This window comes from Streptomyces sp. NBC_00873, assembly GCF_045207415.1.
Taxonomy (GTDB): Bacteria; Actinomycetota; Actinomycetes; order Streptomycetales; family Streptomycetaceae; genus Streptomyces.
Genome location: NZ_CP108803.1, coordinates 6,918,330 through 6,941,740, shown reverse-complemented (window position 1 = coordinate 6,941,740; position 23,411 = coordinate 6,918,330). Strand labels below are relative to the sequence as shown.

At 68.3% G+C, this 23,411-nt stretch carries 20 protein-coding genes and 1 pseudogene; 4 read left to right on the top strand and 17 right to left on the bottom strand.

Going from position 1 to position 23,411, the window contains the following annotated elements:
* Positions 1-4: 4 nt before the first annotated feature.
* Genes zwf through pgl form a run of 3 tightly spaced genes read left to right on the top strand, consistent with a single transcriptional unit; the run spans position 5 to position 3,335 of the window.
* Positions 5-1,537, top strand: coding sequence for a glucose-6-phosphate dehydrogenase (gene zwf, locus OH809_RS32000; RefSeq protein ID WP_406418366.1), 1,533 nt, complete (start codon positions 5-7; stop codon positions 1,535-1,537).
* Positions 1,534-2,556 (top strand): glucose-6-phosphate dehydrogenase assembly protein OpcA, encoded by a 1,023-nt coding sequence (opcA, locus tag OH809_RS31995; protein ID WP_406515982.1) that lies wholly within the window; start codon positions 1,534-1,536, stop codon positions 2,554-2,556. Before zwf ends, opcA begins: the two co-directional genes overlap by 4 nt.
* Positions 2,553-3,335, top strand: a complete 783-nt coding sequence (gene pgl / locus OH809_RS31990) for a 6-phosphogluconolactonase (protein ID WP_406418370.1) — start codon at positions 2,553-2,555, stop codon at positions 3,333-3,335. Before opcA ends, pgl begins: the two co-directional genes overlap by 4 nt.
* Before the next feature lie 188 nt (positions 3,336-3,523).
* Here pgl and pgi read toward each other — a convergent pair whose 3' ends face one another.
* The 10 genes from pgi to uvrC form a co-directional block, all read right to left on the bottom strand.
* Positions 3,524-5,176, bottom strand: coding sequence for a glucose-6-phosphate isomerase (gene pgi, locus OH809_RS31985; protein ID WP_406515981.1), 1,653 nt, complete (start codon positions 5,174-5,176; stop codon positions 3,524-3,526).
* A gap of 154 nt (positions 5,177-5,330) precedes the next feature.
* Positions 5,331-5,666: an RNA polymerase-binding protein RbpA gene (locus tag OH809_RS31980; RefSeq protein WP_078839979.1), complete on the bottom strand. Its 336-nt coding sequence runs from the start codon at positions 5,664-5,666 to the stop codon at positions 5,331-5,333.
* Between the two features lie 109 nt (positions 5,667-5,775).
* Entirely contained in the window at positions 5,776-6,012 is a 237-nt protein-coding gene (gene secG / locus OH809_RS31975; protein ID WP_078839980.1) for a preprotein translocase subunit SecG, read from the bottom strand.
* Between the two features lie 116 nt (positions 6,013-6,128).
* Complete coding sequence (tpiA, locus tag OH809_RS31970; RefSeq protein WP_406418374.1) at positions 6,129-6,920, bottom strand: triose-phosphate isomerase; 792 nt, start codon at positions 6,918-6,920, stop codon at positions 6,129-6,131.
* Positions 6,921-6,926: 6 nt separating this feature from the next.
* Positions 6,927-8,138, bottom strand: coding sequence for a phosphoglycerate kinase (locus tag OH809_RS31965; RefSeq protein WP_406418376.1), 1,212 nt, complete (start codon positions 8,136-8,138; stop codon positions 6,927-6,929).
* A 108-nt stretch (positions 8,139-8,246) separates the two neighbouring features.
* Positions 8,247-9,251 (bottom strand): type I glyceraldehyde-3-phosphate dehydrogenase, encoded by a 1,005-nt coding sequence (gene gap / locus OH809_RS31960; RefSeq protein ID WP_406418378.1) that lies wholly within the window; start codon positions 9,249-9,251, stop codon positions 8,247-8,249.
* A gap of 263 nt (positions 9,252-9,514) precedes the next feature.
* Positions 9,515-10,504, bottom strand: coding sequence for a DNA-binding protein WhiA (whiA, locus tag OH809_RS31955; protein ID WP_406418380.1), 990 nt, complete (start codon positions 10,502-10,504; stop codon positions 9,515-9,517).
* A complete protein-coding gene (gene yvcK / locus OH809_RS31950) occupies positions 10,495-11,532 on the bottom strand; it encodes a uridine diphosphate-N-acetylglucosamine-binding protein YvcK (protein ID WP_406418382.1) in 1,038 nt (345 codons plus the stop codon). The genes whiA and yvcK overlap by 10 nt, the downstream gene beginning before the upstream one ends.
* Complete coding sequence (rapZ, locus tag OH809_RS31945) at positions 11,529-12,542, bottom strand: RNase adapter RapZ (protein ID WP_406418384.1); 1,014 nt, start codon at positions 12,540-12,542, stop codon at positions 11,529-11,531. The genes yvcK and rapZ overlap by 4 nt, the downstream gene beginning before the upstream one ends.
* Complete coding sequence (uvrC, locus tag OH809_RS31940) at positions 12,539-14,569, bottom strand: excinuclease ABC subunit UvrC (RefSeq protein WP_406515980.1); 2,031 nt, start codon at positions 14,567-14,569, stop codon at positions 12,539-12,541. The genes rapZ and uvrC overlap by 4 nt, the downstream gene beginning before the upstream one ends.
* Between uvrC and OH809_RS31935 the strand changes: the two genes are divergently transcribed.
* On the top strand, positions 14,568-14,834 hold the full coding sequence (locus tag OH809_RS31935) for a hypothetical protein (protein WP_406515979.1): 267 nt from the start codon (positions 14,568-14,570) through the stop codon (positions 14,832-14,834). The genes uvrC and OH809_RS31935 overlap by 2 nt on opposite strands.
* A gap of 24 nt (positions 14,835-14,858) precedes the next feature.
* Here the strand turns inward: OH809_RS31935 and OH809_RS31930 are convergent, their stop codons facing one another.
* From OH809_RS31930 to uvrA, 7 genes and pseudogenes are all read right to left on the bottom strand, one after another.
* The gene (locus OH809_RS31930; RefSeq protein ID WP_406515978.1) at positions 14,859-15,476 is read right to left on the bottom strand and encodes a hypothetical protein; all 618 of its coding nucleotides are present in this window, start codon (positions 15,474-15,476) and stop codon (positions 14,859-14,861) included.
* A 622-nt stretch (positions 15,477-16,098) separates the two neighbouring features.
* Positions 16,099-16,539 (bottom strand): hypothetical protein, encoded by a 441-nt coding sequence (locus tag OH809_RS31925; RefSeq protein WP_406515977.1) that lies wholly within the window; start codon positions 16,537-16,539, stop codon positions 16,099-16,101.
* A gap of 369 nt (positions 16,540-16,908) precedes the next feature.
* Positions 16,909-17,214 (bottom strand): annotated as a pseudogene (locus tag OH809_RS31920) (polymorphic toxin-type HINT domain-containing protein); the annotation flags it as partial.
* Between the two features lie 785 nt (positions 17,215-17,999).
* Complete coding sequence (locus tag OH809_RS31915; RefSeq protein ID WP_406418390.1) at positions 18,000-18,554, bottom strand: hypothetical protein; 555 nt, start codon at positions 18,552-18,554, stop codon at positions 18,000-18,002.
* Between the two features lie 136 nt (positions 18,555-18,690).
* On the bottom strand, positions 18,691-19,059 hold the full coding sequence (locus OH809_RS31910) for a hypothetical protein (RefSeq protein ID WP_406418392.1): 369 nt from the start codon (positions 19,057-19,059) through the stop codon (positions 18,691-18,693).
* A 402-nt stretch (positions 19,060-19,461) separates the two neighbouring features.
* On the bottom strand, positions 19,462-19,890 hold the full coding sequence (locus OH809_RS31905; protein ID WP_359113412.1) for a Rieske (2Fe-2S) protein: 429 nt from the start codon (positions 19,888-19,890) through the stop codon (positions 19,462-19,464).
* A gap of 437 nt (positions 19,891-20,327) precedes the next feature.
* On the bottom strand, positions 20,328-23,363 hold the full coding sequence (gene uvrA, locus OH809_RS31900; protein ID WP_406515976.1) for an excinuclease ABC subunit UvrA: 3,036 nt from the start codon (positions 23,361-23,363) through the stop codon (positions 20,328-20,330).
* Positions 23,364-23,411 lie beyond the last annotated feature (48 nt).

Below are 23,411 nucleotides of genomic sequence, written 5' to 3'. Positions count from 1 at the left end.
TACTTTGTCTGGTGTTCCCGGAGCCAACCCGCTCCGTGACGCCCAGGACCGCCGGCTCCCGCGTATCGCGGGACCGTCGGGCCTGGTCATCTTTGGCGTCACGGGCGATTTGTCCCGTAAAAAGCTGATGCCTGCTGTCTATGACCTGGCCAACCGCGGCCTGCTGCCACCGGGCTTCTCGCTCATCGGCTTCGCGCGCCGCGAGTGGCAGGACGAGGACTTCACCCAAGAGGTCCACGACGCCGTCAAGCAGCACGCCCGCACGCCGTTCCGCGAGGAGGTCTGGCAGCAGCTCATCCAGGGGATGCGCTTCGTCCAGGGCAACTTCGACGACGACGAGGCCTTCGAAACCCTGAAGGCCACCATCCAGGAACTCGACAAGGAACAGGGCACGGGCGGCAACTTCGCCTTCTACCTGTCCGTGCCGCCGAAGTTCTTCCCGAAGGTCGTCCAGCAGCTGAAGAAGCACGGGCTGGCGGACCAGACGGAGGGGTCCTGGCGGCGCGCCGTCATCGAGAAGCCGTTCGGTCACGACCTCACCAGTGCGCAGGAGCTCAACCAGCTCGTGCACGACGTGTTCCCGCCCAACGAGGTCTTCCGGATCGACCACTACCTGGGCAAGGAGACGGTCCAGAACATCCTGGCGCTGCGGTTCGCCAACACGATGTTCGAGCCGATCTGGAACCGGAGCTACGTCGACCACGTCCAGATCACGATGGCCGAGGACATCGGCATCGGCGGCCGGGCCGGCTACTACGACGGCATCGGCGCCGCCCGTGACGTCATCCAGAACCACCTGCTGCAGCTGCTGGCGCTGACCGCGATGGAGGAGCCCGGCTCCTTCCACCCGAAGGCCCTGGTCGCCGAGAAGCTCAAGGTGCTCACGGCGGTCGAACTGCCGGAGGACCTGGGCAAGCACACCGTGCGCGGCCAGTACGCCCACGCCTGGCAGGGCGGCGAAGAGGTCCTCGGCTATCTGGAGGAGGACGGCATCGACCCCAAGTCGAAGACCGACACCTTCGCCGCGATCAAGTTGACGATCAACAACCGCCGCTGGGCGGGTGTGCCGTTCTACCTCCGTACCGGAAAGCGGCTCGGCCGCCGGGTCACGGAGATCGCGGTCGTCTTCAAGCGCGCCCCGTACCTGCCGTTCGAGTCGGGGGCCACGGAGGAACTGGGCGGCAACGCGCTGGTCATCCGGGTCCAGCCGGACGAGGGCGTGACCGTGCGGTTCGGCTCCAAGGTGCCCGGCACCTCCATGGAGGTGCGGGACGTCACGATGGACTTCGCCTACGGCGAGTCCTTCACCGAGTCCAGCCCGGAGGCGTACGAGCGGCTCATCCTCGATGTGCTGCTGGGCGACGCCAACCTCTTCCCCCGCCACCAGGAGGTCGAGCTCTCCTGGAACATCCTCGACCCGATCGAGGAGTACTGGGACAAGCACGGCAAGCCCGCGCAGTACCTGGCGGGCACCTGGGGTCCGGCAGAGGCGGACGAGATGCTCGCACGAGACGGACGGAGCTGGCGTCGGCCATGAAGATCGATCTCACGGAAACCACCTCCAGCAAGATCAACCAGGCACTGGTGTCGGCTCGGCGTGCCGTCGGCACGCCGGCCATCGGCATGGTGCTGACCCTGGTCATCGTCACCGACGAGGAGAACGCGTACGACGCCCTCAAGGCGGCGAGCGATTCCTCCCGCGAGCACCCCTCTCGGATCATCGCGGTGATCAAGCGGGTCAGCCGCTCGCCGCGCAGCCGGCGCGACGCGCGGCTCGACGCCGAGGTACGGGTCGGTTCCGACTCGGGCTCCGGCGAGACCATCGTCCTGCGCCTCCACGGTGAACTGGCCAACCACGCCCAGTCGGTGGTCCTGCCGCTGCTACTGCCGGACGCCCCGGTCGTGCTGTGGTGGCCCGAGGACGCGCCGTCCGACCCGGCGAAGGACCCGCTGGGCGCGCTCGCCCAGCGCCGGATCACGGACGCCTATTCGGCGGAGGCGCCCAGCGCCGAACTCGCGGTGCGCGCCCAGTCGTACACCCCGGGCGACACGGATCTGTCCTGGACCCGCATCACCCCGTGGCGCTCGATGCTGGCGGCCGCGCTCGACCAGAAGCCCGTCGAGGTGCTGTCGGCGACGGTCGAGGGCGAGTCGGAGAACCCCAGCTGCGAGCTGCTCGCCATGTGGCTCGCGGACCGGCTCAAGGTACCGGTGCAGCGCACGCTGTCCGCCGGTCCCGGTCTGACGGCCGTACGGATGGAGACCAAGGACGGCGCCATCGTCCTGGACCGCCCGGACGGTTCGCTGGCCACGCTCTCCATGGAAGGACAGCCGAACCGTGCGGTGGCGCTCAAGCGGCGGGAGACCGCCGAGCTGCTCGCCGAGGAGCTGCGCCGTCTGGACCCGGACAACACCTACGAGGCCACGGTGAAGTTCGGTGTGGAGAATCTGGCCGACGCGGCGGAGCCCGAGCCCGCCGCACCGAAGGCCGCCGAGCCCGCCGCCACCCCGACCGCAGCGAAGAAGACCGCGGCGAAGAGGGCGGCAGCGAAGTGAGTGCACCTCAACTTGTCGTGCACCGCGACAAGGAGCTGATGGCGCAGGCCGCCGCGGCCAGGCTGATCACGAAGATCGTGGACGCCCAGGCCGCGCGCGGCTACGCCTCGGTGGTCCTCACCGGTGGACGCAACGGCAACGGCCTGCTGGCAGCGCTCGCCGCCGCGCCCGCCCGGGACGCGATCGACTGGTCGCGGCTCGACCTGTGGTGGGGCGACGAGCGGTTCCTGCCGGACGGCGATCCGGAGCGCAATGTCACGCAGGCCCGTGAGGCCCTGCTGGACTCGGTGCCGCTTGTCCCGTCCCGGGTCCATGCGATGCCCGCTTCGGACGGTCCCTGCGGCAACGACGCCGACACCGCCGCGGCCACGTACGCCGCCGAACTGGCCACCGCGGCCCGTCCGGAGGACCACGGCCCGGTCCCGACGTTCGATGTGCTGATGCTGGGCGTGGGCCCGGACACACATGTCGCGTCGCTCTTCCCGGAGCTGCCCGCGGTACGGGAGACCGAGCGCACCGTCGTCGGTGTGCACGGCGCTCCCAAGCCGCCGCCCACCCGCATTTCGCTGACGCTGCCCGCGATCCGGGCCGCGCGCGAGGTGTGGCTGCTCGCGGCGGGCGAGGACAAGGCGGAGGCCGCGGCCATCGCACTGTCGGGCGCCGGGGAGATCCAGGCCCCGGCGGCGGGCGCGTACGGACGCAGCCGCACGCTGTGGCTGCTGGACTCGGCGGCGGCCTCGCAGCTGCCGCGCGCCCTGTATCCGCCGGCCTCTCCCTGAGTGGCCGTCAGCGCGGCTGACAACAGGCCCGGTTCGCTCCCGGAGCGGACCGGGCCTGTCTGCTGTCCGGCGCCTGCGGGAGCGATCCGCCGAGCCGGGGTCGTGCCACGAGACGTCCGCGGTGCCGCATCGGCGCCATCGATCCCACCCGGAGACAAACATAGTCGCCGCTGAGGGCGTGTCCGGGATCAGCGGCCCCGCCGCGTGCGGTACGCGGCGACGAGGGCGGCGGTCGAGCTGTCCAGCTGCTCGCCCCCTGTGCCCTCGGTCAGCACCGGCTCGATCTTCTTGGCAAGAACCTTGCCGAGCTCGACGCCCCACTGGTCGAAGGAGTCGATGTTCCAGACGGCGCCCTGGACGAAGACCTTGTGCTCGTACAGAGCGATGAGCTGGCCGAGCACGGACGGCGTCAGCCGGTCCGCGAGGATCGTCGTCGTGGGGTGGTTGCCCAGGAACGTCTTGTGCGGCACCAGCTCCTCGGCGACGCCCTCCGCGCGGACCTCGTCCGGCGTCTTGCCGAAGGCCAGCGCCTGGGTCTGGGCGAAGAAGTTGGCCATCAGCAGATCGTGCTGGGCGACGAGCCCGGGCGGCAGGTCGGCGACCGGCTCGGCGAAGCCGATGAAGTCGGCCGGGATGACCTTGGTGCCCTGGTGGATCAACTGGTAGTAGGCGTGCTGCCCGTTGGTGCCGGGCGTGCCCCAGACGACCGGTCCGGTCTGCCACTCGACCGGATTGCCGTCCCGGTCCACGGACTTGCCGTTGGACTCCATGTCCAGCTGCTGCAAGTAGGCGGTGAACTTGGACAGATAGTGGCTGTACGGCAGTACGGCATGCGACTGGGCGTCGAAGAACGCGCCGTACCAGATGCCCAGCAGGCCGAGCAGCAGAGGGGCGTTGGCCTCCGCCGGAGCGGTGCGGAAGTGTTCGTCGACGAGGTGGAAGCCGTCGAGCATCTCGCGGAACCGGTCCGGTCCGATGGCGATCATCAGCGAGAGACCGATGGCCGAGTCGTACGAGTAGCGGCCGCCGACCCAGTCCCAGAACTCGAACATGTTGGCGGTGTCGATGCCGAAGTCCGCGACCTTCTCGGCGTTGGTCGAGAGCGCCACGAAGTGCTTGGCGACCGCGTCCTGCTCGGCCCGAAGACCGGTCAGCAGCCAGTTGCGGGCGGAGGTGGCGTTGGTGATCGTCTCGATCGTGGTGAAGGTCTTCGACGCGACGATGAACAGCGTCTCGGCGGGGTCGAGGTCGCGAACGGCCTCGTGCAGGTCGGCGCCGTCGACGTTCGACACGAAGCGGACGGTGAGCGAGCGGTCCGTGAAGGAGCGCAGCACCTCGTACGCCATGGCGGGGCCGAGGTCGGAGCCGCCGATGCCGATGTTGACGATGTTCTTGATCGGCTTGCCGGTGTGGCCGGTCCACTCCCCCGACCTGATGCGGTCGGCAAAGGCCGCCATCCTGTCGAGCACGGCGTGCACGGCGGGCACCACGTTCTGGCCGTCGACCTCGATCACGGCGTCGCGCGGGGCGCGCAGCGCGGTGTGCAGGACGGCGCGGTCCTCGGTGGTATTGATCTTCTCGCCGCGGAACATGGCGTCACGCAGCTCGGCGACTCCGGTGGCGTCGGCGAGCTCGCGCAGCAGTCGGAGCGTCTCGTCGGTGACCAGGTGCTTGGAGTAGTCGAGATACAGATCGCCGACCCGGAGGGTATATCCGGCCCCGCGCTCCGGATCGTCGGCGAACAGCTGCCGCAGATGCGTCTGCCCGAACTGCTCGCGGTGCTTGCCGAGAGCAGTCCACTCGGGCGTGTGATTCAGCTTGGTTCGGCTTTGCGCGTTCATCCCGGATATCAGCCCACTTCTTCTCGTACGTGCACATGCCCCGCTGCCCCTCCAACTTAATTGATCAGAGGGGTTGACGAGGCGACGGAGAGCTGTGGCGCCGACACATGCACTCCGGCCGGCCACCCATGGGGCGACCGGCCGGTGAAAGAAACTAGATTTCGCCCCGGAGTTTGGCCAGGGCCTCGGCGAGGATGGCCTCGCCGTCCGCATCGCTGCGACGCTCACGCACGTACGCAAGGTGCGTCTTGTACGGTTCGGTGCGCGGCGGGTCCGGCGGGTTGTCCCGGTCCTGACCGGCCGGGAAGCCACAGCGCGGGCAGTCCCAAGTGTCCGGTGTCTGCGCGTCACTGGCGAAGCTCGGCTGCGTCTCGTGCCCGTTCGAGCACCAGAAGGAGATGCGGAGACGCGGCGCGGACTCGCCCCGCTCGGCCTCCCCCATCGGCCCCGCTCCGACCCGGCTTCCCCGGATCGCGTTGCCACTTGCCACGGTCGTAACTCCCTGCGTGATGGTGCTCGAAGATGCCCCAGTCTACGTAAGGCCCAACGCGCGTCCAGTGAAAGGAGTTACACCCTCACCGGGAATCGCGGACGCCGGGTCAGTTGTCCAGCTTCATCAGCAGACCAAGCACGACAATGCATGCGAACCATCCCAGACCGACCACCACGGTGATCCGGTCGAGGTTTCGCTCGGCGACCGAGGAGCCGCCGACGGACGACTGCATACCGCCACCGAACATGTCGGAGAGGCCGCCGCCCTTTCCCTTGTGCATCAGCACCAGCAGCATCAGCAGCAGGCTGAAGACGATCAGGGCGATCGAGAACCCCATAACCACGGCTGGTCCCTACTTTCCGGAATTCCCTTGGACTGCTCTAACGGACAACGGGGGCCGGGAGGACAATGACCCTCACGGCCCCCGCAAGGGTACGACGGATCGGCGCTACCGCATACTCACTGGTCGCGGAAGCGGACGATCTTGACGAACTCGTCGGCATCCAGTGCGGCGCCGCCGATCAGGGCGCCGTCCACGTCGGGCTGCGCCATGATCGCCGCGACGTTCCCGGACTTCACCGAGCCGCCGTACTGGATACGGACGGCGTCGGCCAGCTCTTGCGAGTACAGCTCGGCGAGGCGGCGGCGGATCGCACCGCAGACCTCCTGCGCGTCCTCGGGGGTGGCGACCTCACCGGTGCCGATGGCCCAGACCGGCTCGTAGGCGATCACGATGGACTCGGCCTGCTCGGCCGGGATGTCCTTCAGGCCGCCGTCGAGCTGCGCGAGGGTGTACGCGACCTGGTCACCGGCCTTGCGGACGTCCAGGCCTTCACCGACGCAGAGGATCGGGGTCAGGCCATGCCGGTACGCGGCCTTCACCTTGGCGTTGCAGATCTCGTCGTTCTCGCCGTGGTACTGGCGGCGCTCGCTGTGGCCGACCGCGACATAGGTGCACTTCAGCTTGGCGAGCATGGGGCCCGAGATCTCACCGGTGTACGCGCCGGAGTCGTGCGCCGAGACGTCCTGGGCGCCGTACTTGATCTTCAGTTTGTCGCCGTCGACCAGCGTCTGCACCGAGCGCAGGTCGGTGAAGGGCGGCAGGACGGCGACCTCGACGGCGTCGTAGTCCTTGTCGGCCAGGGCGAAGGCAAGCTTCTGGACGTGCGCGATGGCCTCGAGGTGGTTGAGGTTCATCTTCCAGTTGCCCGCCATCAGCGGGGTACGGCCAGAAGAAACGGGTGCAGTCATGAAAGGTCAGTCCTCCAGTGCGGCAAGGCCGGGAAGCGTCTTGCCCTCGAGGTATTCGAGGCTGGCGCCGCCACCGGTCGAGATGTGGCCGAATGCGTTCTCGTCGAAGCCCAGGATGCGGACGGCAGCGGCGGAGTCGCCACCGCCGACGACACTGAAGCCCGAGGAGTCGACGAGGGCCTGGGCGACCGCCCGGGTGCCCTCGGCGTAGTCGGGGTGCTCGAAGACGCCCATCGGGCCGTTCCAGAAGACGGTGACGGCGTCGGCGAGCTTCGAGGCGTACAGCTTGTTGGTCTCGGGTCCGTTGTCCAGACCCATCACGCCGGCCGGGATGGCGTGCGCGGGCACGGTGCTGTGCTGGGTCGGCGCCTTGGTCCTGAGGTCCGGGAACTGCTCGGAGACCACGACGTCGACCGGGAGCACGAACTCCACGCCCTTCTCCTCGGCGCGCTTCAGATACTCCAGCACCGCCGGGATCTGGTCCTCCTGCAGGAGGGAGCTGCCGACCTCGTGGCCCTGGGCCTTGAGGAAGGTGTACGCCATGCCACCGCCGATGAGGATGCGGTCGGCCCGCTCCAGGAGGTGGTCGATGACGCCGAGCTTGTCGGAGACCTTGGAGCCGCCGAGCACGACGGCGTACGGACGCGCGACGTCCTCGGTGAGCTTCTTCAGGACGCCGACCTCGGTGGCGATCAGGTCGCCCGCGGCGTGCGGCAGCCGGGCCGGCAGGTCGAAGACCGAGGCGTGCTTGCGGTGGACGGCTCCGAAGCCGTCGCCCACATACACATCGGCGAGCTCGGCGAGCTGGTCGGCGAACGCGCCGCGCTCGGCGTCGTCCTTCGACGTCTCGCCGGGGTTGAAGCGGAGGTTCTCGATGACGGCGACCCGGCCGTCGGTGAGGGCTGCGACCGTGGCGCGGGCGGACTCGCCGACCGTGTCGGTCGCGAAGGCGACGTCGGCGCCGATCAGCTCGCCGAGCCGGGCGGCGGCGGGGGCCAGGGAGAAGGCCGGGTCCGGCGCGCCCTTGGGGCGGCCCAGGTGCGAGGCGACAATGACCTTCGCACCGGCCGCGGCGAGCTTCTCCACGGTCGGCTGGACGGCACGGATGCGGCCGTCGTCGGTGATGGTGGCGCCGCTCAGCGGCACGTTGAGGTCGGCGCGGACGAATACGCGCTTGCCGGTGACCCCTTCGGCGAGAAGTTCGTCGATCGTCTTCATCTTGCTGGACTCCTTGGAGGGCGGGAGAGCATGCAACGGGGCTCGAACGGCGCTGCGTTGCGCTGTCCGAGCCCCGTGCTCACATCGAGGTGCCTGCCGATTCGACGGTCAGAGCTGGCTGCCGACGAACACGGTCAGGTCGACGAGGCGGTTGGAATAGCCCCACTCATTGTCGTACCAGCCGATGACCTTGACCTGCGTGCCCTCTGCCATGGTCAGCAGGGAGTCGAAGGTGCAGGACGCCGGGTCCGAGACGATGTCCGAGGACACGATCGGGTCCTGGGTGTAGACGAGCTTGCCCTTGAGCGGGCCCTCGGCGGCCTTCTGGAAGGCGGCGTTGACCTCGTCGCGGGTGACCTCGCGCTCCAGCGTGATGACCAGGTCGGTGACCGAGCCGGTCGGGACCGGAACGCGCATCGCGATGCCGTCGAGCTTGCCCTTGAGCTGAGGGAGCACCAGAGCGGTGGCCTTGGCGGCACCGGTCGTGGTCGGGATGATGTTCTCCGCGGCGGCGCGGGCGCGACGCAGGTCGGAGTGGGGGAAGTCCAGGATGCGCTGGTCGTTCGTGTACGCGTGAACCGTCGTCATGAGGCCCTTGACGATGCCGAAGTTCTCGTCCAGAACCTTGGCCATCGGCGCAACACAGTTGGTGGTGCAGGAGGCGTTGGAGATGACGTGGTGGTTGGCCGCGTCGTACTTGTCCTCGTTGACGCCCATCACGATGGTGATGTCCTCGCCCTTGGCCGGAGCCGAGATGAGGACCTTCTTGGCACCACCGGCGATGTGCTTCTCGGCGTCGGCCTTCTTGGTGAAGATGCCGGTTGACTCGACGACGACGTCGACGCCCAGTTCACCCCAGGGGATGTCGGCCGGGTTGCGCTCGGAGAGCACCTTGATGGCGTGGCCGTCGACGGTGATGCTGTCGGCGGTGTGGCTGACCTCTGCCTTCAGACGACCCAGAATGGTGTCGTACTTCAGAAGGTGGGCCGTGGTCGCAGTGTCACCCAGGTCGTTGACAGCCACGATCTCGATGTCCGCACCCTGCTCCAGCAGCGCGCGGAAGTAGTTACGACCGATGCGGCCAAAGCCATTAATGCCTACGCGGATCGTCACGAACCGATCTCCTCGTTAGGTTCGCCGGTTTTCGACGCCGGCGAGTTTTATAGGGATGTCCCCGACCGCCTCCGACCCTACCTCTCCGAGGGCCCGTGAGTGACATCGAGCGGGGCCCGGAAGCGCCGTGGAGGCCCGTACTCCCCGCTTGGAGTACGGGCCTCCGGATACTCGGCTGCGCACGCGGCGATGATTACTGTCTGTCAACATCTGCGGGAGTGCCGCGCGTTCCGCTTTCGGCCGACTTTCGCCGCTGCTTCTTCTCAGCCCACCAGGCCGTCGGCGAGCTCTTCGCTGAGGGTGGATTCCGTCCCCGGGATACCGAGGTCCTGGGCCCGCTTGTCGGCCATGGCCAGGAGCCGGCGGATCCGGCCGGCGACCGCGTCCTTCGTCAACGGCGGGTCGGCGAGCGCGCCCAGTTCCTCCAGGGAGGCCTGCTTGTGCTCCATGCGCAGCCGTCCGGCCGCCGCGAGGTGCTCGGGCACCTCTTCGCCCAGGATCTCCAGGGCACGTCCCACGCGGGCACCCGCAGCCACCGCGGCCCGCGCGGAGCGGCGCAGATTGGCGTCGTCGAAGTTGGCCAGCCGGTTGGCTGTGGCGCGGACCTCGCGGCGCATCCGCCGCTCCTCCCAGGCCAGCACCGAGTCATGGGCGCCGAGCCGGGTGAGCAGGGCACCGATCGCGTCGCCGTCGCGGACGACGACCCGGTCGACGCCGCGCACCTCGCGTGCCTTCGCCGCGATGGAGAGCCTGCGGGCCGCGCCGACCAGCGCGAGCGCCGCCTCCGGGCCCGGGCAGGTCACCTCCAGCGAGGAGGAGCGGCCCGGCTCGGTGAGCGAGCCGTGGGCCAGGAAGGCCCCGCGCCAGGCGGCCTCGGCATCGCAGGTGGCCCCCGAGACCACCTGCGGCGGCAGACCGCGGATCGGACGGCCGCGGCCGTCCACCAGGCCGGTCTGGCGGGCCAACTGGTCGCCGCCCGCCACCACCCGTACGACATAGCGGGAGCCGCGCCGCAGACCGCCGGGGGCCATCACGATCAGCTCCGAGCTGTGCCCGAAGATCTCGAGAATGTCCCGCTTCAGCCGGCGTGCCGCCATAGCGGTGTCCACCTCCGCCTCGATCACAATCCGGCCACTCACCAGGTGCAGCCCGCCCGCGAACCGAAGAATCGCCGAAACCTCTGCCTTCCTGCAGCAGGTCCGGGTCACGGGAAGCCGAGAGATTTCGTCCTTCACCGCTGGCGTCATCGCCATGGGCCGATCCTTCCATGCATCCGAAAAATACGGTCGTACGCGGCGGCCAACAGCTCCGGATCATGGATCGGAACGCCGTCGGGTGAGGCCACCGGCGCCAGCTCGACCGCGGCACCGAGCCGCTTGGCGGCTTCGGTGAGGGACTCGCGATCGGGCACGGCGGCTTCGTCGGCCAGCACCACGTCCAGGGCGAGTTTAGGGGCGTGTCGTCCCAAAACCTCCAAATGACGCTGCGGAGAGAAGCCATCAGTTTCACCGGGTTGCGGTGCGAGGTTGAGCGAGAGGACCTTGCGGGCCTTCGTCACGACGAGCGCGTCGAGCAGTTCCGGTACGAGCAGATGCGGGATCACCGAGGAGAACCACGATCCCGGGCCGAGCACCACCCAGTCCGCGTCCAGGACCGCCTCGACCGCCTCCGGGACGGCCGGCGGGTCGTTCGGGACGAGGTGCACGGACTGCACCTCACCGGGAGTGAGCGCCACCGTCGCCTGGCCGCGCACCGTGTCCACGTCGTCCGGACGGGCCGGGTCGTGGCCCCGTACGAGCGCCTGGAGCTCCAGCGGCACGGCGGACATGGGCAGCACCCGGCCGTGCGCGCCGAGGAGCTTGCCGACCAGGTCCAGGGCCTGCACATGGTCGCCGAGCTGCTCCCACAGGGCGACGATCAGCAGATTGCCGACCGCGTGCTCGTGCAGATCGCCCTTGGACTGGAAGCGGTGCTGGATGACCTGGGCCCAGGTCTGGCCCCAGTCGTCGTCGCCGCAGAGCGCGGCGAGCGCCTTCCGGAGGTCGCCGGGCGGCAGGACGCCGAGCTCCTCGCGGAGCCGGCCGCTGGAGCCGCCGTCGTCGGCGACGGTGACCACGGCGGTGAGATCGCCGGTGATCCGGCGCAGCGCCGCGAGCGACGCGGACAGGCCCATGCCGCCGCCGAGGGCGACGACCTTGGGCTGCTGGGCGCCGCGCTTGCGGGCGGAGAGCGCGGAGGTGGCTCTGCGCAGCCGCCGCAGGCGCAGATTACGACTGGTCACTCGCGCCCCATGTCCCGGTGGACGAGGACGGTCTCGATTCCTTCGGTGGCGAGCCGCGCGGCGAGCTTCTCCGACATCGCGACGGAGCGGTGCTTGCCGCCCGTGCAGCCGACGGCGATCGTCACGTAGCGCTTGCCCTCGCGGCGGTAGCCCGCGGCGACGAGCTGCAGCAGCTCGGTGTACTGGTTGAGGAACTCCTTGGCGCCCGGCTGGTCGAAGACGTACGCCGACACCTCCTCGTTGAGCCCGGTGAACGGGCGCAGCTCCGGGACCCAGTGCGGGTTGGGCAGGAAACGGCAGTCCACCACCAGGTCGGCGTCCACCGGCAGGCCGTACTTGAAGCCGAACGACATCACCGTGGCGCGCAGCTCCGGCTCCGCGTCGCCGGCGAACTGGGCGTCCATCTTGGCGCGCAGCTCGTGCACGTTGAGGCTGGAGGTGTCGATCACCAGGTCGGCGTCGCCGCGCAGCTCGCGCAGCAGGTCACGCTCGGCCGCGATGCCGTCGACGATGCGGCCGTCACCCTGGAGGGGGTGCGGGCGGCGGACCGATTCGAAGCGGCGGACCAGCGCGTCGTCGGAGGACTCCAGGAAGACGATCCGCCGGGTGACGTGCTTGGCCTCGAGGTCGGCGAGGGATTCCCGGAGATTGTCGAAGAAGCGGCGGCCGCGCACGTCGACGACGACGGCGATCCGGGCCACATTGCCCTGCGACCGGGCACCCAGCTCCACCATGGTGGGGATCAGCGCGGGCGGCAGGTTGTCGACGACGAACCAGCCGAGGTCCTCCAGACATTTGGCGGCGGTGGACCGCCCGGCGCCCGACATACCGGAGATGATCACCAGCTCGGGGATGGCCGCGGTGGCATCGCCCGTCTCGATCGTGGTGCCCGTACTCACGTGTCCTGCTCCGTCTGCTCGGTCTGTGCGGTCGTGCGCGCGCTCTTGCTCGTGCTGCTGCTCGTGCTGGTTCTGCTGATTGTGCTCTTGTTCCTGCTCGTGCTCAGTCATGTTGCGCTGCCCCCGTCGTCCTCTTCCATGATCTCTCCTGTCGCCGTGTTCACGGCGGGCGCGGCCGGGGCGGCCGAGGCGAGGGCGACAGCCACTGATTCCGCCGTCCTGCGGCCTATTCCCGGAATCTCGCAGATCTCGTCGATTGTCGCCTGCTTCAGCTTCTTCACTGAGCCGAAATGCTTGATCAACGCCTGCTTCCTGGTCTCGCCGAGTCCGGCGACCGCATCGAGAGGGCTGGAGCGGATGCGCTTGGCCCGCTTGGCGCGCTGGTAGGTGATGGCGAAGCGGTGGGCCTCGTCGCGGACACGCTGCAGGAGGTAGAGGCCCTCACTGGAGCGGGGCAGGACCACGGGGTCGTCGTCGTCGGGCAGCCAGACCTCTTCGAGACGCTTGGCGAGGCCGCAGACGGCGATGTCGTCGATCCCCAGCTCGTCGAGGGCCCGCTTGGCCGCGGCGACCTGCGGCTGGCCGCCGTCGACCACCACGAGCTGCGGCGGGTAGGCGAACCGCTTGGGGCGGCCGTCGTCCTCACGGGACTCGTTCTCGAAGGGGCCGGCATCGGAGGCTTCCGGGGCCGGGACGGCTCCGGTGGGGGCAGGAATCTCCTCCCACTCCCCCGTCCGTTCCTTCTCCTGCAGGTACCGCTTGAAGCGGCGGCCGATCACCTCGTGCATCGAGCGGACGTCGTCCTGGCCCTCGAAGCCCTTGATCTGGAAGCGGCGGTACTCGCTCTTGCGGGCCAGACCGTCCTCGAAGACGACCATGGAGGCGACCACGTCGTCGCCCTGGAGATGGGAGATGTCGAAGCACTCGATGCGCAGCGGAGCCGTATCGAGGCCGAGCGCCTCGGTGATCTCCTCCAGGGCGCGGGAGCGGGTCGTCAGATCGGAGGCGCGCTTGGTCTTGTGCAGCCCCAGGGCCTGCTGGGCGTTGCGCTGGACCGTCACCATCAGGTCCTTCTTGTCGCCGCGCTGCGGGATGCGCAGGCTGACCTGGGAGCCCCGGCGGTCGGCGAGCCACTGGGAGACCGCTTCGGGGTCCTCCGGAAGGGCCGGGACGAGGACCTCCTTGGGGACGGAGTCGCCCGTCTCCTCCCCGTACAGCTGCTGCAGGGCGTGCTCGACGAGGCCCGAGGTGTCGACCGCCTCGACCTTGTCGGTGACCCAGCCTCGCTGGCCGCGCACCCGGCCGCCGCGGACGTGGAAGATCTGCACGGCGGCCTCCAGCTCGTCCTCGGCGAGAGCGATCAGGTCGGCGTCGGTGGCGTCGGCGAGGACGACGGCGCTCTTCTCCATGGCCCGCTTCAGGGCCTCCACGTCGTCGCGGAGCCGGGCCGCCCGCTCGTACTCCATCTCCTCGGCCGCCGCCGTCATGTCCTTCTCCAGGCGGCGGATGTACGTGCCCGTGCGGCCGGCCATGAAGTCGCAGAAATCGTCCGCCAGTTCGCGGTGTTCCTCGGGGGTGACCCGGCCGACGCAGGGCGCCGAGCACTTGCCGATGTAGCCGAGGAGGCAGGGGCGGCCGGTCCGCGCGGCGTTCCTGAAGACACCTGCGGAGCACGTGCGTACGGGAAAGACCCGGAGCATCAGGTCGACGGTCTCGCGGATCGCCCAGGCGTGCCCGTACGGACCGAAGTAGCGCACGCCCTTCTTCTTGGCACCGCGCATGACCTGCACGCGCGGGAACTCCTCGTTGAGCGTGACCGCGAGGTACGGATAGCTCTTGTCGTCCCGGTACTTGACGTTGAACCGGGGGTCGTACTCCTTGATCCAGGAGTACTCCAGCTGGAGCGCCTCGACCTCGGTGGCGACGACGGTCCACTCGACGGAGGCAGCCGTGGTGACCATCGTGCGCGTACGGGGGTGGAGATTGGCCAGGTCCTGGAAGTAGTTGGCCAGGCGCTGGCGCAGGCTCTTCGCCTTCCCGACGTAGATCACCCGGCGGTGCTCGTCGCGGAATCTGTAGACCCCCGGGGAGTCGGGGATCTGTCCCGGCTTGGGGCGGTAGCTGGAGGGGTCTGCCATGTCTCCCACCCTACTTGCGGGCAGTGACAGTGCGGTGACGTCCGGGGTGATGCGGTGCTCCGGGGCACGGGTAGAGGGAGTGCGCCCCGGAGCACGGGGGCAGCGGGTGCCCGTGGCGGTGGTGGTGCCGGTGGCGGCGGCTGTGCGGCGCGTCCTCGCCGCACAGGACCAGCACGGCGAGGACGCCCGTGCCGCCGGGGAGCTAGGTGTTCTGTCCACGGAGGCTGGTGACAGTGATCACGGTCGGGTGATCTTGAACGAGTGAGGGTGAACGGCTCAGCGGTCTCGGCTACAGCCAGCTCTTCGCCTCGGCGAATTCTTCCAGCGCGGGAGTCACCTCGATCACGAACGCGCGAGTCGCCTCGCGCAACTCGGTCAGGACGTCGGATCGAGGGCGCCCTCCACTGCCCGCGTCACGACGATCCCGAGCAAGGACGGCGAGCACCTCGAGCCGGGCATCCAGCTCTCGGCTCACGAGAGGACCGGCGGGCGGGGTCTCCCCAGCCCGCACGATCACCGGCTTCTCTCCCGAAAGAGTGAAGTCGGCGATCGACAGCAAGGTCCGCACGGTCCTCAGCACCGTTTCGACCTTCTCCACCGACGGTCTCATCGACGCGGCGAGTGCTTCACCCACCAGTCCGACGGACTGATCGGCGAAGAAGCCCGGCCTGGCTGTGGGGTCCTCCTCACCCTCTTCATCCTCCAGCACGAGGGCATCGAGCAGATCCGCGCACTCGTCCACCACGGCCTGGCCGGCCGCCGCAGACCAGGCCGTTTCCAGAGCGGTACCCAGCCACTCCTGCTGCTCCGCGGAACCGAGGACCCTGCAGAACCCGGTGCCTCGCTCGGCAGCGGCGGCGCAGAGCACCATCAGCTCGGCATTCGTGGGATCCGCGAGACCTTCCATTGCAGTGACCTCCTGTGCCTGATCCTCTGCCGACAACCAGAACAGTCTGAACGGTGAGATTTGGGCCGCGTGACCGAACCCGCCCCAACGTCATTCCGCGGACGTTCATCAGAGGGAAGCACGTCGCGTTACAGAAGTTGATCGTTGTAGCGCCAAAGATCGCATGCTCGTTGGAAGCCAGGCCGTTGAGAATACCCGCCTCGGCGTGGCCGGCTGCCTGGACGAACTCCTCTCCGTCCCGGAGCGACCAGGCTGGCAATCGCACCACCGCCGTTGATCCCGATGCGGATCGTGACCTGTTTGGTGTCCTGGTTGTAGACACCGATCACGGCGGTCGTTCCCTTGTACTGGGCCGAGGGGTAGTCGTCGCGGACGGCCTGCAACTCCTGGGCTCGATCGTGCGCCCTCCAGGCGTCGTCCTCCGTCGCAGCGCCAGGACCACAACGGCACCATCGACCGGACCAGCTACAAGGCCACCATCCGCATCGACATCCTGACCACACCAGACCCATGACAGGAGCCCGCTGGAGCTATCTACACGGCGTTGGGGCTAGCCAAGCGGCCCCCGGACGCGCCGAAGCCCTGCCATGCAGGGCCTGACAGGGCTTCGACGTGATGGGGGCTACCGATCCGCTCTCACTCGGAAGACCTGGTCATCCTTGATCGAGCCAGGAATGGGGAATTCCTGCATCAGCGGGCTCGGATCCGTGGCGGGAACGAAAACTTCAGCCCAGAAGACATGCCCCGCAACGACGTAATCGTACGGATGGTCTTCGGAGACTCGGAAGAGTGCGCTCTCTCCCCAGCTACGCCCGGCCCTCCGCTCTTCGGCGCGCAAGGCTTCCGGGCCGGCGTCCGACAGGCTGAGGCCTGCGTACCGATCAGCCAGCGAGATTCGGGAGACGTCCTGGAACAAGACGTCGAAGACCCCAGGGGCATCCCCCTCTTCGCCCCCCGACAATCCGCGAAGCAGGATCTTGCTGTGGCCTACTCCAATAGCCCACGGCTTGAACGTGGCCTGCAGAGTCAGCGGGAGATTCCCCTCCACCAATTGGTACGTCACTTGAAATTGGCCCTTGCCCATGTTTCGGTACGCCGACTGAACCGATAGAAGTCTACCTGTCCCATGAGACCGGCTTCATTGACCTGGATCAATTCCCACTGTGTCCACATGCGCTGCTTTCGGGCGTCTCCAGTGCCATCTTCAGAGCCTTCGCGGGCCCCTGACTCGCGCCTGGGAGACCGTCGAGCAGGAAGGAAAGTCGTGCCTCACCTGCCTTCACCTGGCCAATCGCATTGAGAACATCCTGTTTCCACGTGGCATCCGGCGAACCGAGGAAGTGCTCGGCTTCAATGGACTTGGCGAAGTCCTTCAGACCATTTTCACGCCGCCCGCAAGGGCGTAACGAGCAACTGAATCATCTCCGCCGCCACCCTCGCAGTTGTGCACCAGGACCGGCGCGGTCCCCGCCAGCACGTAGTACGTGTGGACATCACCGACGGTCAGGTTGTGAAACGTCGCTCCGGGGCTCGTCCAGCGCTGTACCGAGCTGATCTGGACGTACACACCGGCGCTGGTCTGCAGCCACTGGCCGTCATGCAGGTCGGTGGCAGTGACCCACTCGCCGAGCTCGGGGACCCAGAACGGGTGGCCGTCGGTCGCGGTGACCTGGGCCGTCTTGTCGCCCTTCTTGCCGTCGGTGTCGATCGTGACCTTGACCAGATGCTTCAGGCCCTGGCGGCGGCGAAGCCCGCGCCCATGATGTCCCAGGATTCAGCCAGCCTGACGCGCGCCCACCACCAGTCGTTCCCGCTCTCATGAACCTCGACGCCGACCAGGAATTCACGGTCATCTCCGAAAAGCCCCCTTCGCGGGAAAGGTCGAACCAGGCCTCGTTCGCCCTGGCGAGGAAATCCGGCGTATCGCTGCCGACGACCGACCACGGCCATTTCCCGGACGCCGGCGGATATCCCGGAGCCAGGTTGGCGAGCGTCAGCGGGACGAGAGGAAGGTCTGGGTCCATCAGTCCCAGGAAGAGCAGTCCGCCGGGGCGAGTCGCTCAGCGTGGTCCATCACTTCAGCCTTTCTGGAGACCCTCGGGTGCAATCCACAGATACGTCGATGGAGCAATGCGCGGCACCCATTGGGGGGTGCCGCGCACTGCTCCATTTCTGAACCACTACCAATTGTCGATCTGACCGGTCGCCTGGTTGAGCATGATCCTGATCTGGCTTCACATCGACGCTGCCGTCCGGATGAGGCCGCGAAGGCATGTTGGGATTCGCAGTCACCATGTTCACCAGCTCGGGGGTGTCCGGGGTTCGAGTCCCTGGCGGCGCACAGACACCGAAGGCCCCCCGCGAAAGCGGGGGGCCTTCGTTCGTACCCGTGTGCGACGATCGCGCCTCTTCTGGCGCCGTCGGCGCGCGGATCACTCCGGCTGACGCCTCCGCCCCGCTGGATGACAACCAGCGGGGCGGAATCGACCGGCAAAGGCCGGTGCGACCGGCCCGGCCATGGTGTTAGTGGCTGTCGAGCCAGCGGCGTGCCGCCGAACTCAGTGGCGGCTCGTCCGGGTCGTCCATCGCTCCGTTCGCCACCGCTTCGGCGAACCGTCGAAGGACCTGCGAACGATGCGGCGCTGTCAGCACGGAGGTGCTGATCGCGTGCTCCCACGTCGTCGCGAAGCACAGCACGTTCCCGTCGAGCGAGAGCATGCGGAACTCGGGGCGGCAGGGCGCGCTGCCGAGCAGCCCGGCAGCACCCTTGCCCATGATGTCCCACTCACTCTGCAACTCGACGCAGAACCACCGCGTGGGACCGTCGTCCTCGGGGTTGAGCGCGAGCAGGAACCTGCGGTCGGTCTCGGAGAACAGCCCTCCTTCGACTGACAGCCGATACCAGTCGGTGTTCGCCTTCTCGAGCAGCAGCGGATCGTCGAGGTCCAGTATCGCCTCGACGCGACCCTCTTCAGGTGGGCAGCTCGGCGCCTGACCGGTGATGAGGGGCGGAATGAGCCCTTCGGGCTCACTCCATGCGTCCACTATCAGCAGACCCGCTTCGGCTAGCGATTTCATGGCAGGTAAACGTCGACCCCGCGCCTGGAGGCTTCCTCCCGGCGCGGAGCTATATCTGTCGGAGAGCAATGCTGTTCACGCCAACACCAAAACACAGCGCCGCCCACCGGAGGCGATCCGGTGGGCAGCGCTGTTGTCAGGCGCCCTGGGCGCACTGCTCGAAGAAGGAGCCCTTCTTCAGCCTCTCGTAGGCGGGTTTGGCTCTCGCCATCCACGCGTCCACGTCAGCTGCCATCGAGGGAAACCTCTCCTTGAGCGGTTCCGCCAGTTCGGCGATCGCCTCCCAGGAATCGGCCAGGTACGTCTCGTTCTCCAGGCCGATCGCGACGGCCACCCGGAACTGATCATCCGACTTCAGCCACCGCTTCGCCATCTCGATGATGCGTGCCACGTCGTCGGCGTCGATGATCCACGACATGGAGAGGAGCTGCTCGGAGACATAGCCCGGAACGACGTCGGGTGCCCTGTGATCGACCAGGAAGTCCATGACGTCTTCCACCTGCATGTTCACAACCTCCGGTACACACGGTACTCATAGGCGGTCTGGCTCGGACCCGTCGCGGACAAACACCAACCCTCCGGTGAAGGTCGTTCTGTCGACGAACTGGAACACGGTCAAGGCCTTCGACTGACGCCGGCGACAGGGTGACGACCCCACCGAGGCCCGGCCACCCCCGCAGCGGGGCGGCCGGGCCTCGGCCGTCGCTGCCTGCCCACGGCTACGCAGTTTCGTTTGGATCGGTCGGTGATCCAAACGGCAGGCCCTAGCTAGCGAGCTCCCTCGGTGGCGTACCGCGTCCCGTCGTCGCCGGTGGCGATGTTCACCACCTTCCAGGCGCCGGACGTCCCCGCCTCGGGGACGGTCCAGAGGGACGCCTTGGGGGCGACCCGGCCCGGGCGTCGGGCGTCAGGCGTCAGGACCGGCGATCAGCTTTCCGCCCTCGACCCTGACCGGGACGGAGGGCAGCGGCACGGTCGCCGGACCCTGCACCGCCTTGCCGGTGGTCGTGTCGAAGCGGCTGCCGTGGCAGGGGCAGTTCCCCTCGTTGTCCTCGACCTTGTCCAGCAGGCATCCCGCGTGGGTGCACTGGGCGCTGAACGCCTTGAACTCGCCCTTGGCCGGGCAGCTGACGACGACCCGCTGCTCGCGGTAGAGCTTGGACCCGCCGACCGGCACCTCGTCCGGGGAGCCGAGCTCGACGGGGGCGGTGGGGGTCGGCGTCTGGGCGTGCCCGAGCTTCGATTCGGTCGAACAGGCGGCCACTCCCAGCCCGGCGACACCGGCGAGAGCGGCACCCTTCAGCACGGTACGGCGGGCGGTGGGCTGGCCGGACATGCGGACTCCACGGGGTGAGAGGGGTGGGACGAAGAGGGGACGTCGGAGAGACGCCGGGTGCACCAGGGGTACCGGAAGGCACCCGGGGCACCACCGGCATCAGTGACAGAACCGACGATACCGGCGGAGACGAACGGCCCTGCGGCCGGGCCGGTGGTGGATGGTCATGCCTGGTCAGGACCGGTCGCGACCACGCCTGAGCAGGCATGACCGACCCACAGCGGCCGACGCGGGCCGGGGCGGCGGTGGGCCGGGCCACCCGCGCCGAGCGGCAGCAGGCGGGCAGGCGGTGGCAGACCGTCGCCGGTTGCAGCCGGCCACGCCCGGCCGTGACCGGGCGGTAGCGTGATGTGGCCCGACGCGACCGGTTGTGGCCGCCCGCAAGGTGACGGCTGCCCGCCTGTCGGCCGGGAGCCGTCACCTCGACGCGCCGCGCGTCAGGCCTTGCGCGCGCGGGTCGTCTTCTTCGCCACAGCCGTCTTGGCCGGCTTGGCCGCCGCGCTCCCGGCGGTATCCGTCTTGGCCGTCGCCGTCTTCCGCGCAGCGGACGACTTCGCGGCCACCGTCTTCTTCGCGGCCGTCCTCCGCACCGGCTTCCGCGCTGCGGGCACCGCCGCCTCACTCACCCGGTCCGCGTCCAGGATGCCCTGGAGGAACTTGCCCGTGTGGCTCGCCGGGACCGTCGCGACCAGCTCCGGCGTGCCCTCGGCGATCACCAGGCCACCGCCGTTGCCGCCCTCGGGACCCATGTCGATGACCCAGTCCGCGGTCTTGATGACATCGAGGTTGTGCTCGATGACGATCACCGAGTTGCCCTTGTCGACCAGTCCGGACAGCACCTTGATGAGCTTGCTGATGTCCTCGAAGTGCAGTCCGGTGGTCGGCTCGTCCAGGACGTAGACCGTACGGCCGGTGGAGCGCTTCTGGAGCTCGCTCGCGAGCTTCACGCGCTGCGCCTCACCGCCGGAGAGCGTCGGCGCGGACTGGCCGAGCCTGACGTATCCGAGGCCCACCTCGTGGAGCGTACGAAGATGGCGGGCGATCGTCGGGACGGCCTCGAAGAACTCCAGACCCACCTCGATCGGCATGTCCAGCACCTCGGCGATCGACTTGCCCTTGTAGTGGACCTCCAGCGTCTCCCGGTTGTACCGCGCCCCGTGGCAGACCTCGCACGGGACGTACACGTCCGGCAGGAAGTTCATCTCGATCTTGATCGTGCCGTCGCCGGAGCAGTTCTCGCAGCGGCCGCCCTTGACGTTGAAGGAGAAGCGGCCCGGCAGATAGCCGCGCACCTTCGCCTCCATCGTCTCGGCGAACAGCTTGCGGACATGGTCGAAGACGCCGGTGTACGTCGCCGGGTTGGACCGGGGCGTACGGCCGATCGGCGACTGGTCGACGTGTACCACCTTGTCGACCAGGTCGTCGCCGTCGACCCGGGTGTGCCGCCCGGGGACCGACTTGGCGCCGTTCAGCTCGCGCGCCAGGTGGGTGTAGAGGATGTCGTTGACCAGGGTCGACTTCCCCGACCCCGAGACTCCGGTGACGGCCGTGAGCACCCCGAGCGGGAAGGAGACGTCGATGTCCTGGAGGTTGTTCTCCCGGGCTCCGTGCACCGTGAGCCTGCGCGTCGGGTCGACCGGGCGCCGGATGTCGGGCATCGCGATGGCCTTCTTGCCGACCAGATACTGGCCAGTGATCGACTCGTCGTTGCCGAGCAGCTCTTTGAGCGAGCCGGAGTGGACCACCTTGCCGCCGTGCTCACCGGCGCCGGGGCCGATGTCGACGACCCAGTCGGCGACCTTGATGGTGTCCTCGTCGTGCTCGACGACGATGAGCGTGTTGCCCATGTCACGGAGCCGTACCAGCGTCTCGATCAGCCGGTGGTTGTCGCGCTGGTGCAGGCCGATGGACGGCTCGTCCAGCACGTACAGCACGCCGACGAGTCCGGAGCCGATCTGGGTGGCGAGCCGGATGCGCTGCGCCTCGCCGCCGGACAGAGTGCCTGCCGCGCGGTTCAGCGAGAGATAGTCGAGGCCGACGTCGACGAGGAACCTCAGCCGCTCGTTGACCTCCTTGAGCACCCGCTCGGCGATCTTCTTGTCGCGGGCGTTCAGCTTCATCCGGCCGAGGAATTCGGCGCACTCGCTGATGGACATCGCGGCGACCTGGGCGATGGACTTCTCCATCACCGTGACGGCGAGGACGATCGGCTTCAGCCTGGTGCCCTCACAGGTCGGGCAGGGCACCTCGCGCATATAGCCCTCGAAGCGCTCCCTGCTGGAGTCGCTCTCGGCGTCGGAGTGCCGCCGCTTGACGAACTGCACCGCGCCCTCGAAGGCCGGGGTGGTGTACGCGCGCTCACGCCCGTACCGGTTGCGGTAGCGGACCTCGGTCTGGATCTTGTGGCCGAAGAGCAGGGCCTTCCTGGCCCGCTGAGGCAGCCCGGCCCACGGGACGTCCGTACGGAATCCGAGGGCTGTGGCGAGCGCGTCGATCTGCCGCCCGAAGTACTCCTTGGTGTGGCCGTGCGACCAGGGGTGGATCGCGCCCTCGTCGAGGGACTTCTCCTCGTCGGGGACGATCAGCTCCGGGTCGACCTCCATCCGCGTACCGATGCCCGTGCAGTCGGGGCAGGCGCCGAAGGGGGAGTTGAAGGAGAAGGAGCGCGGCTCCAGCTCTTCGAAGGAGAGGTCGTCGTACGGGCAGTAGAGGTGCTCGGAGAACATCCGCTCACGCTCGGGGTCGTCCTCGGGGAGGTCGACGAAGTCGAGCACGACCATGCCGCCGGAGAGCCCGAGCGCGGTCTCGACCGAGTCGGTCAGCCGGCGCTTGGCGCCGTCCTTCACCGTGAGACGGTCGATGACCACCTCGATGGTGTGCTTCTCCTGCTTCTTCAGCGTGGGCGGCTCGGAGAGGTGGATGGTCTCGCCGTCGACCCGGGCCCTGCTGTAGCCCTTGGTCTGCAGATCTGCGAAGAGGTCGACGAACTCGCCCTTGCGCTCGCGCACCAGCGGCGACAGCACCTGGAAGCGGCTGCCCTCGGGCAGGCCGAGCACCTTGTCGACAATGGCCTGCGGTGACTGGCGGGAGATGGGGCGAGAGCACTCGGGGCAGTGCGGCTTGCCGATCCGGGCGAAGAGCAGCCGGAGGTAGTCGTACACCTCGGTGATCGTGCCGACCGTCGAGCGCGGGTTGCGCGAGGTCGACTTCTGGTCGATGGAGACGGCGGGCGACAGGCCCTCGATGAAATCGACGTCCGGCTTGTCCATCTGGCCGAGGAACTGCCGGGCGTACGAGGAGAGCGACTCCACGTACCGGCGCTGGCCCTCGGCGAAGATCGTGTCGAACGCGAGAGACGACTTGCCCGACCCGGAGAGCCCGGTGAAGACGATGAGGGAGTCGCGGGGAAGGTCGAGCGAGACGTTCTTGAGGTTGTGCTCGCGAGCGCCACGGACGATGAGACGGTCGGTCACGCCGGTCCGCACCTTTCTGGAGAGAAATGGGGGAACTGAGCCCCTCTC

Bases quoted from the DNA above. Each gene is read 5' to 3' on its own strand.
- OH809_RS31965 (WP_406418376.1), bottom strand. From the start codon at position 8,138: ATGAAGACGATCGACGAACTTCTCGCCGAAGGGGTCACCGGCAAGCGC.
- uvrC (WP_406515980.1), bottom strand. From the start codon at position 14,569: ATGGCAGACCCCTCCAGCTACCGCCCCAAGCCGGGACAGATCCCCGAC.
- OH809_RS31935 (WP_406515979.1), top strand. From the start codon at position 14,568: ATGTCTCCCACCCTACTTGCGGGCAGTGACAGTGCGGTGACGTCCGGG.
- whiA (WP_406418380.1), bottom strand. From the start codon at position 10,504: ATGGCGATGACGCCAGCGGTGAAGGACGAAATCTCTCGGCTTCCCGTG.
- OH809_RS31905 (WP_359113412.1), bottom strand. From the start codon at position 19,890: ATGTCCGGCCAGCCCACCGCCCGCCGTACCGTGCTGAAGGGTGCCGCT.
- rapZ (WP_406418384.1), bottom strand. From the start codon at position 12,542: ATGACTGAGCACGAGCAGGAACAAGAGCACAATCAGCAGAACCAGCAC.
- OH809_RS31915 (WP_406418390.1), bottom strand. From the start codon at position 18,554: ATGAAATCGCTAGCCGAAGCGGGTCTGCTGATAGTGGACGCATGGAGT.
- OH809_RS31910 (WP_406418392.1), bottom strand. From the start codon at position 19,059: ATGCAGGTGGAAGACGTCATGGACTTCCTGGTCGATCACAGGGCACCC.
- pgi (WP_406515981.1), bottom strand. From the start codon at position 5,176: ATGAACGCGCAAAGCCGAACCAAGCTGAATCACACGCCCGAGTGGACT.
- OH809_RS31930 (WP_406515978.1), bottom strand. From the start codon at position 15,476: ATGGAAGGTCTCGCGGATCCCACGAATGCCGAGCTGATGGTGCTCTGC.
- tpiA (WP_406418374.1), bottom strand. From the start codon at position 6,920: ATGACTGCACCCGTTTCTTCTGGCCGTACCCCGCTGATGGCGGGCAAC.
- opcA (WP_406515982.1), top strand. From the start codon at position 1,534: ATGAAGATCGATCTCACGGAAACCACCTCCAGCAAGATCAACCAGGCA.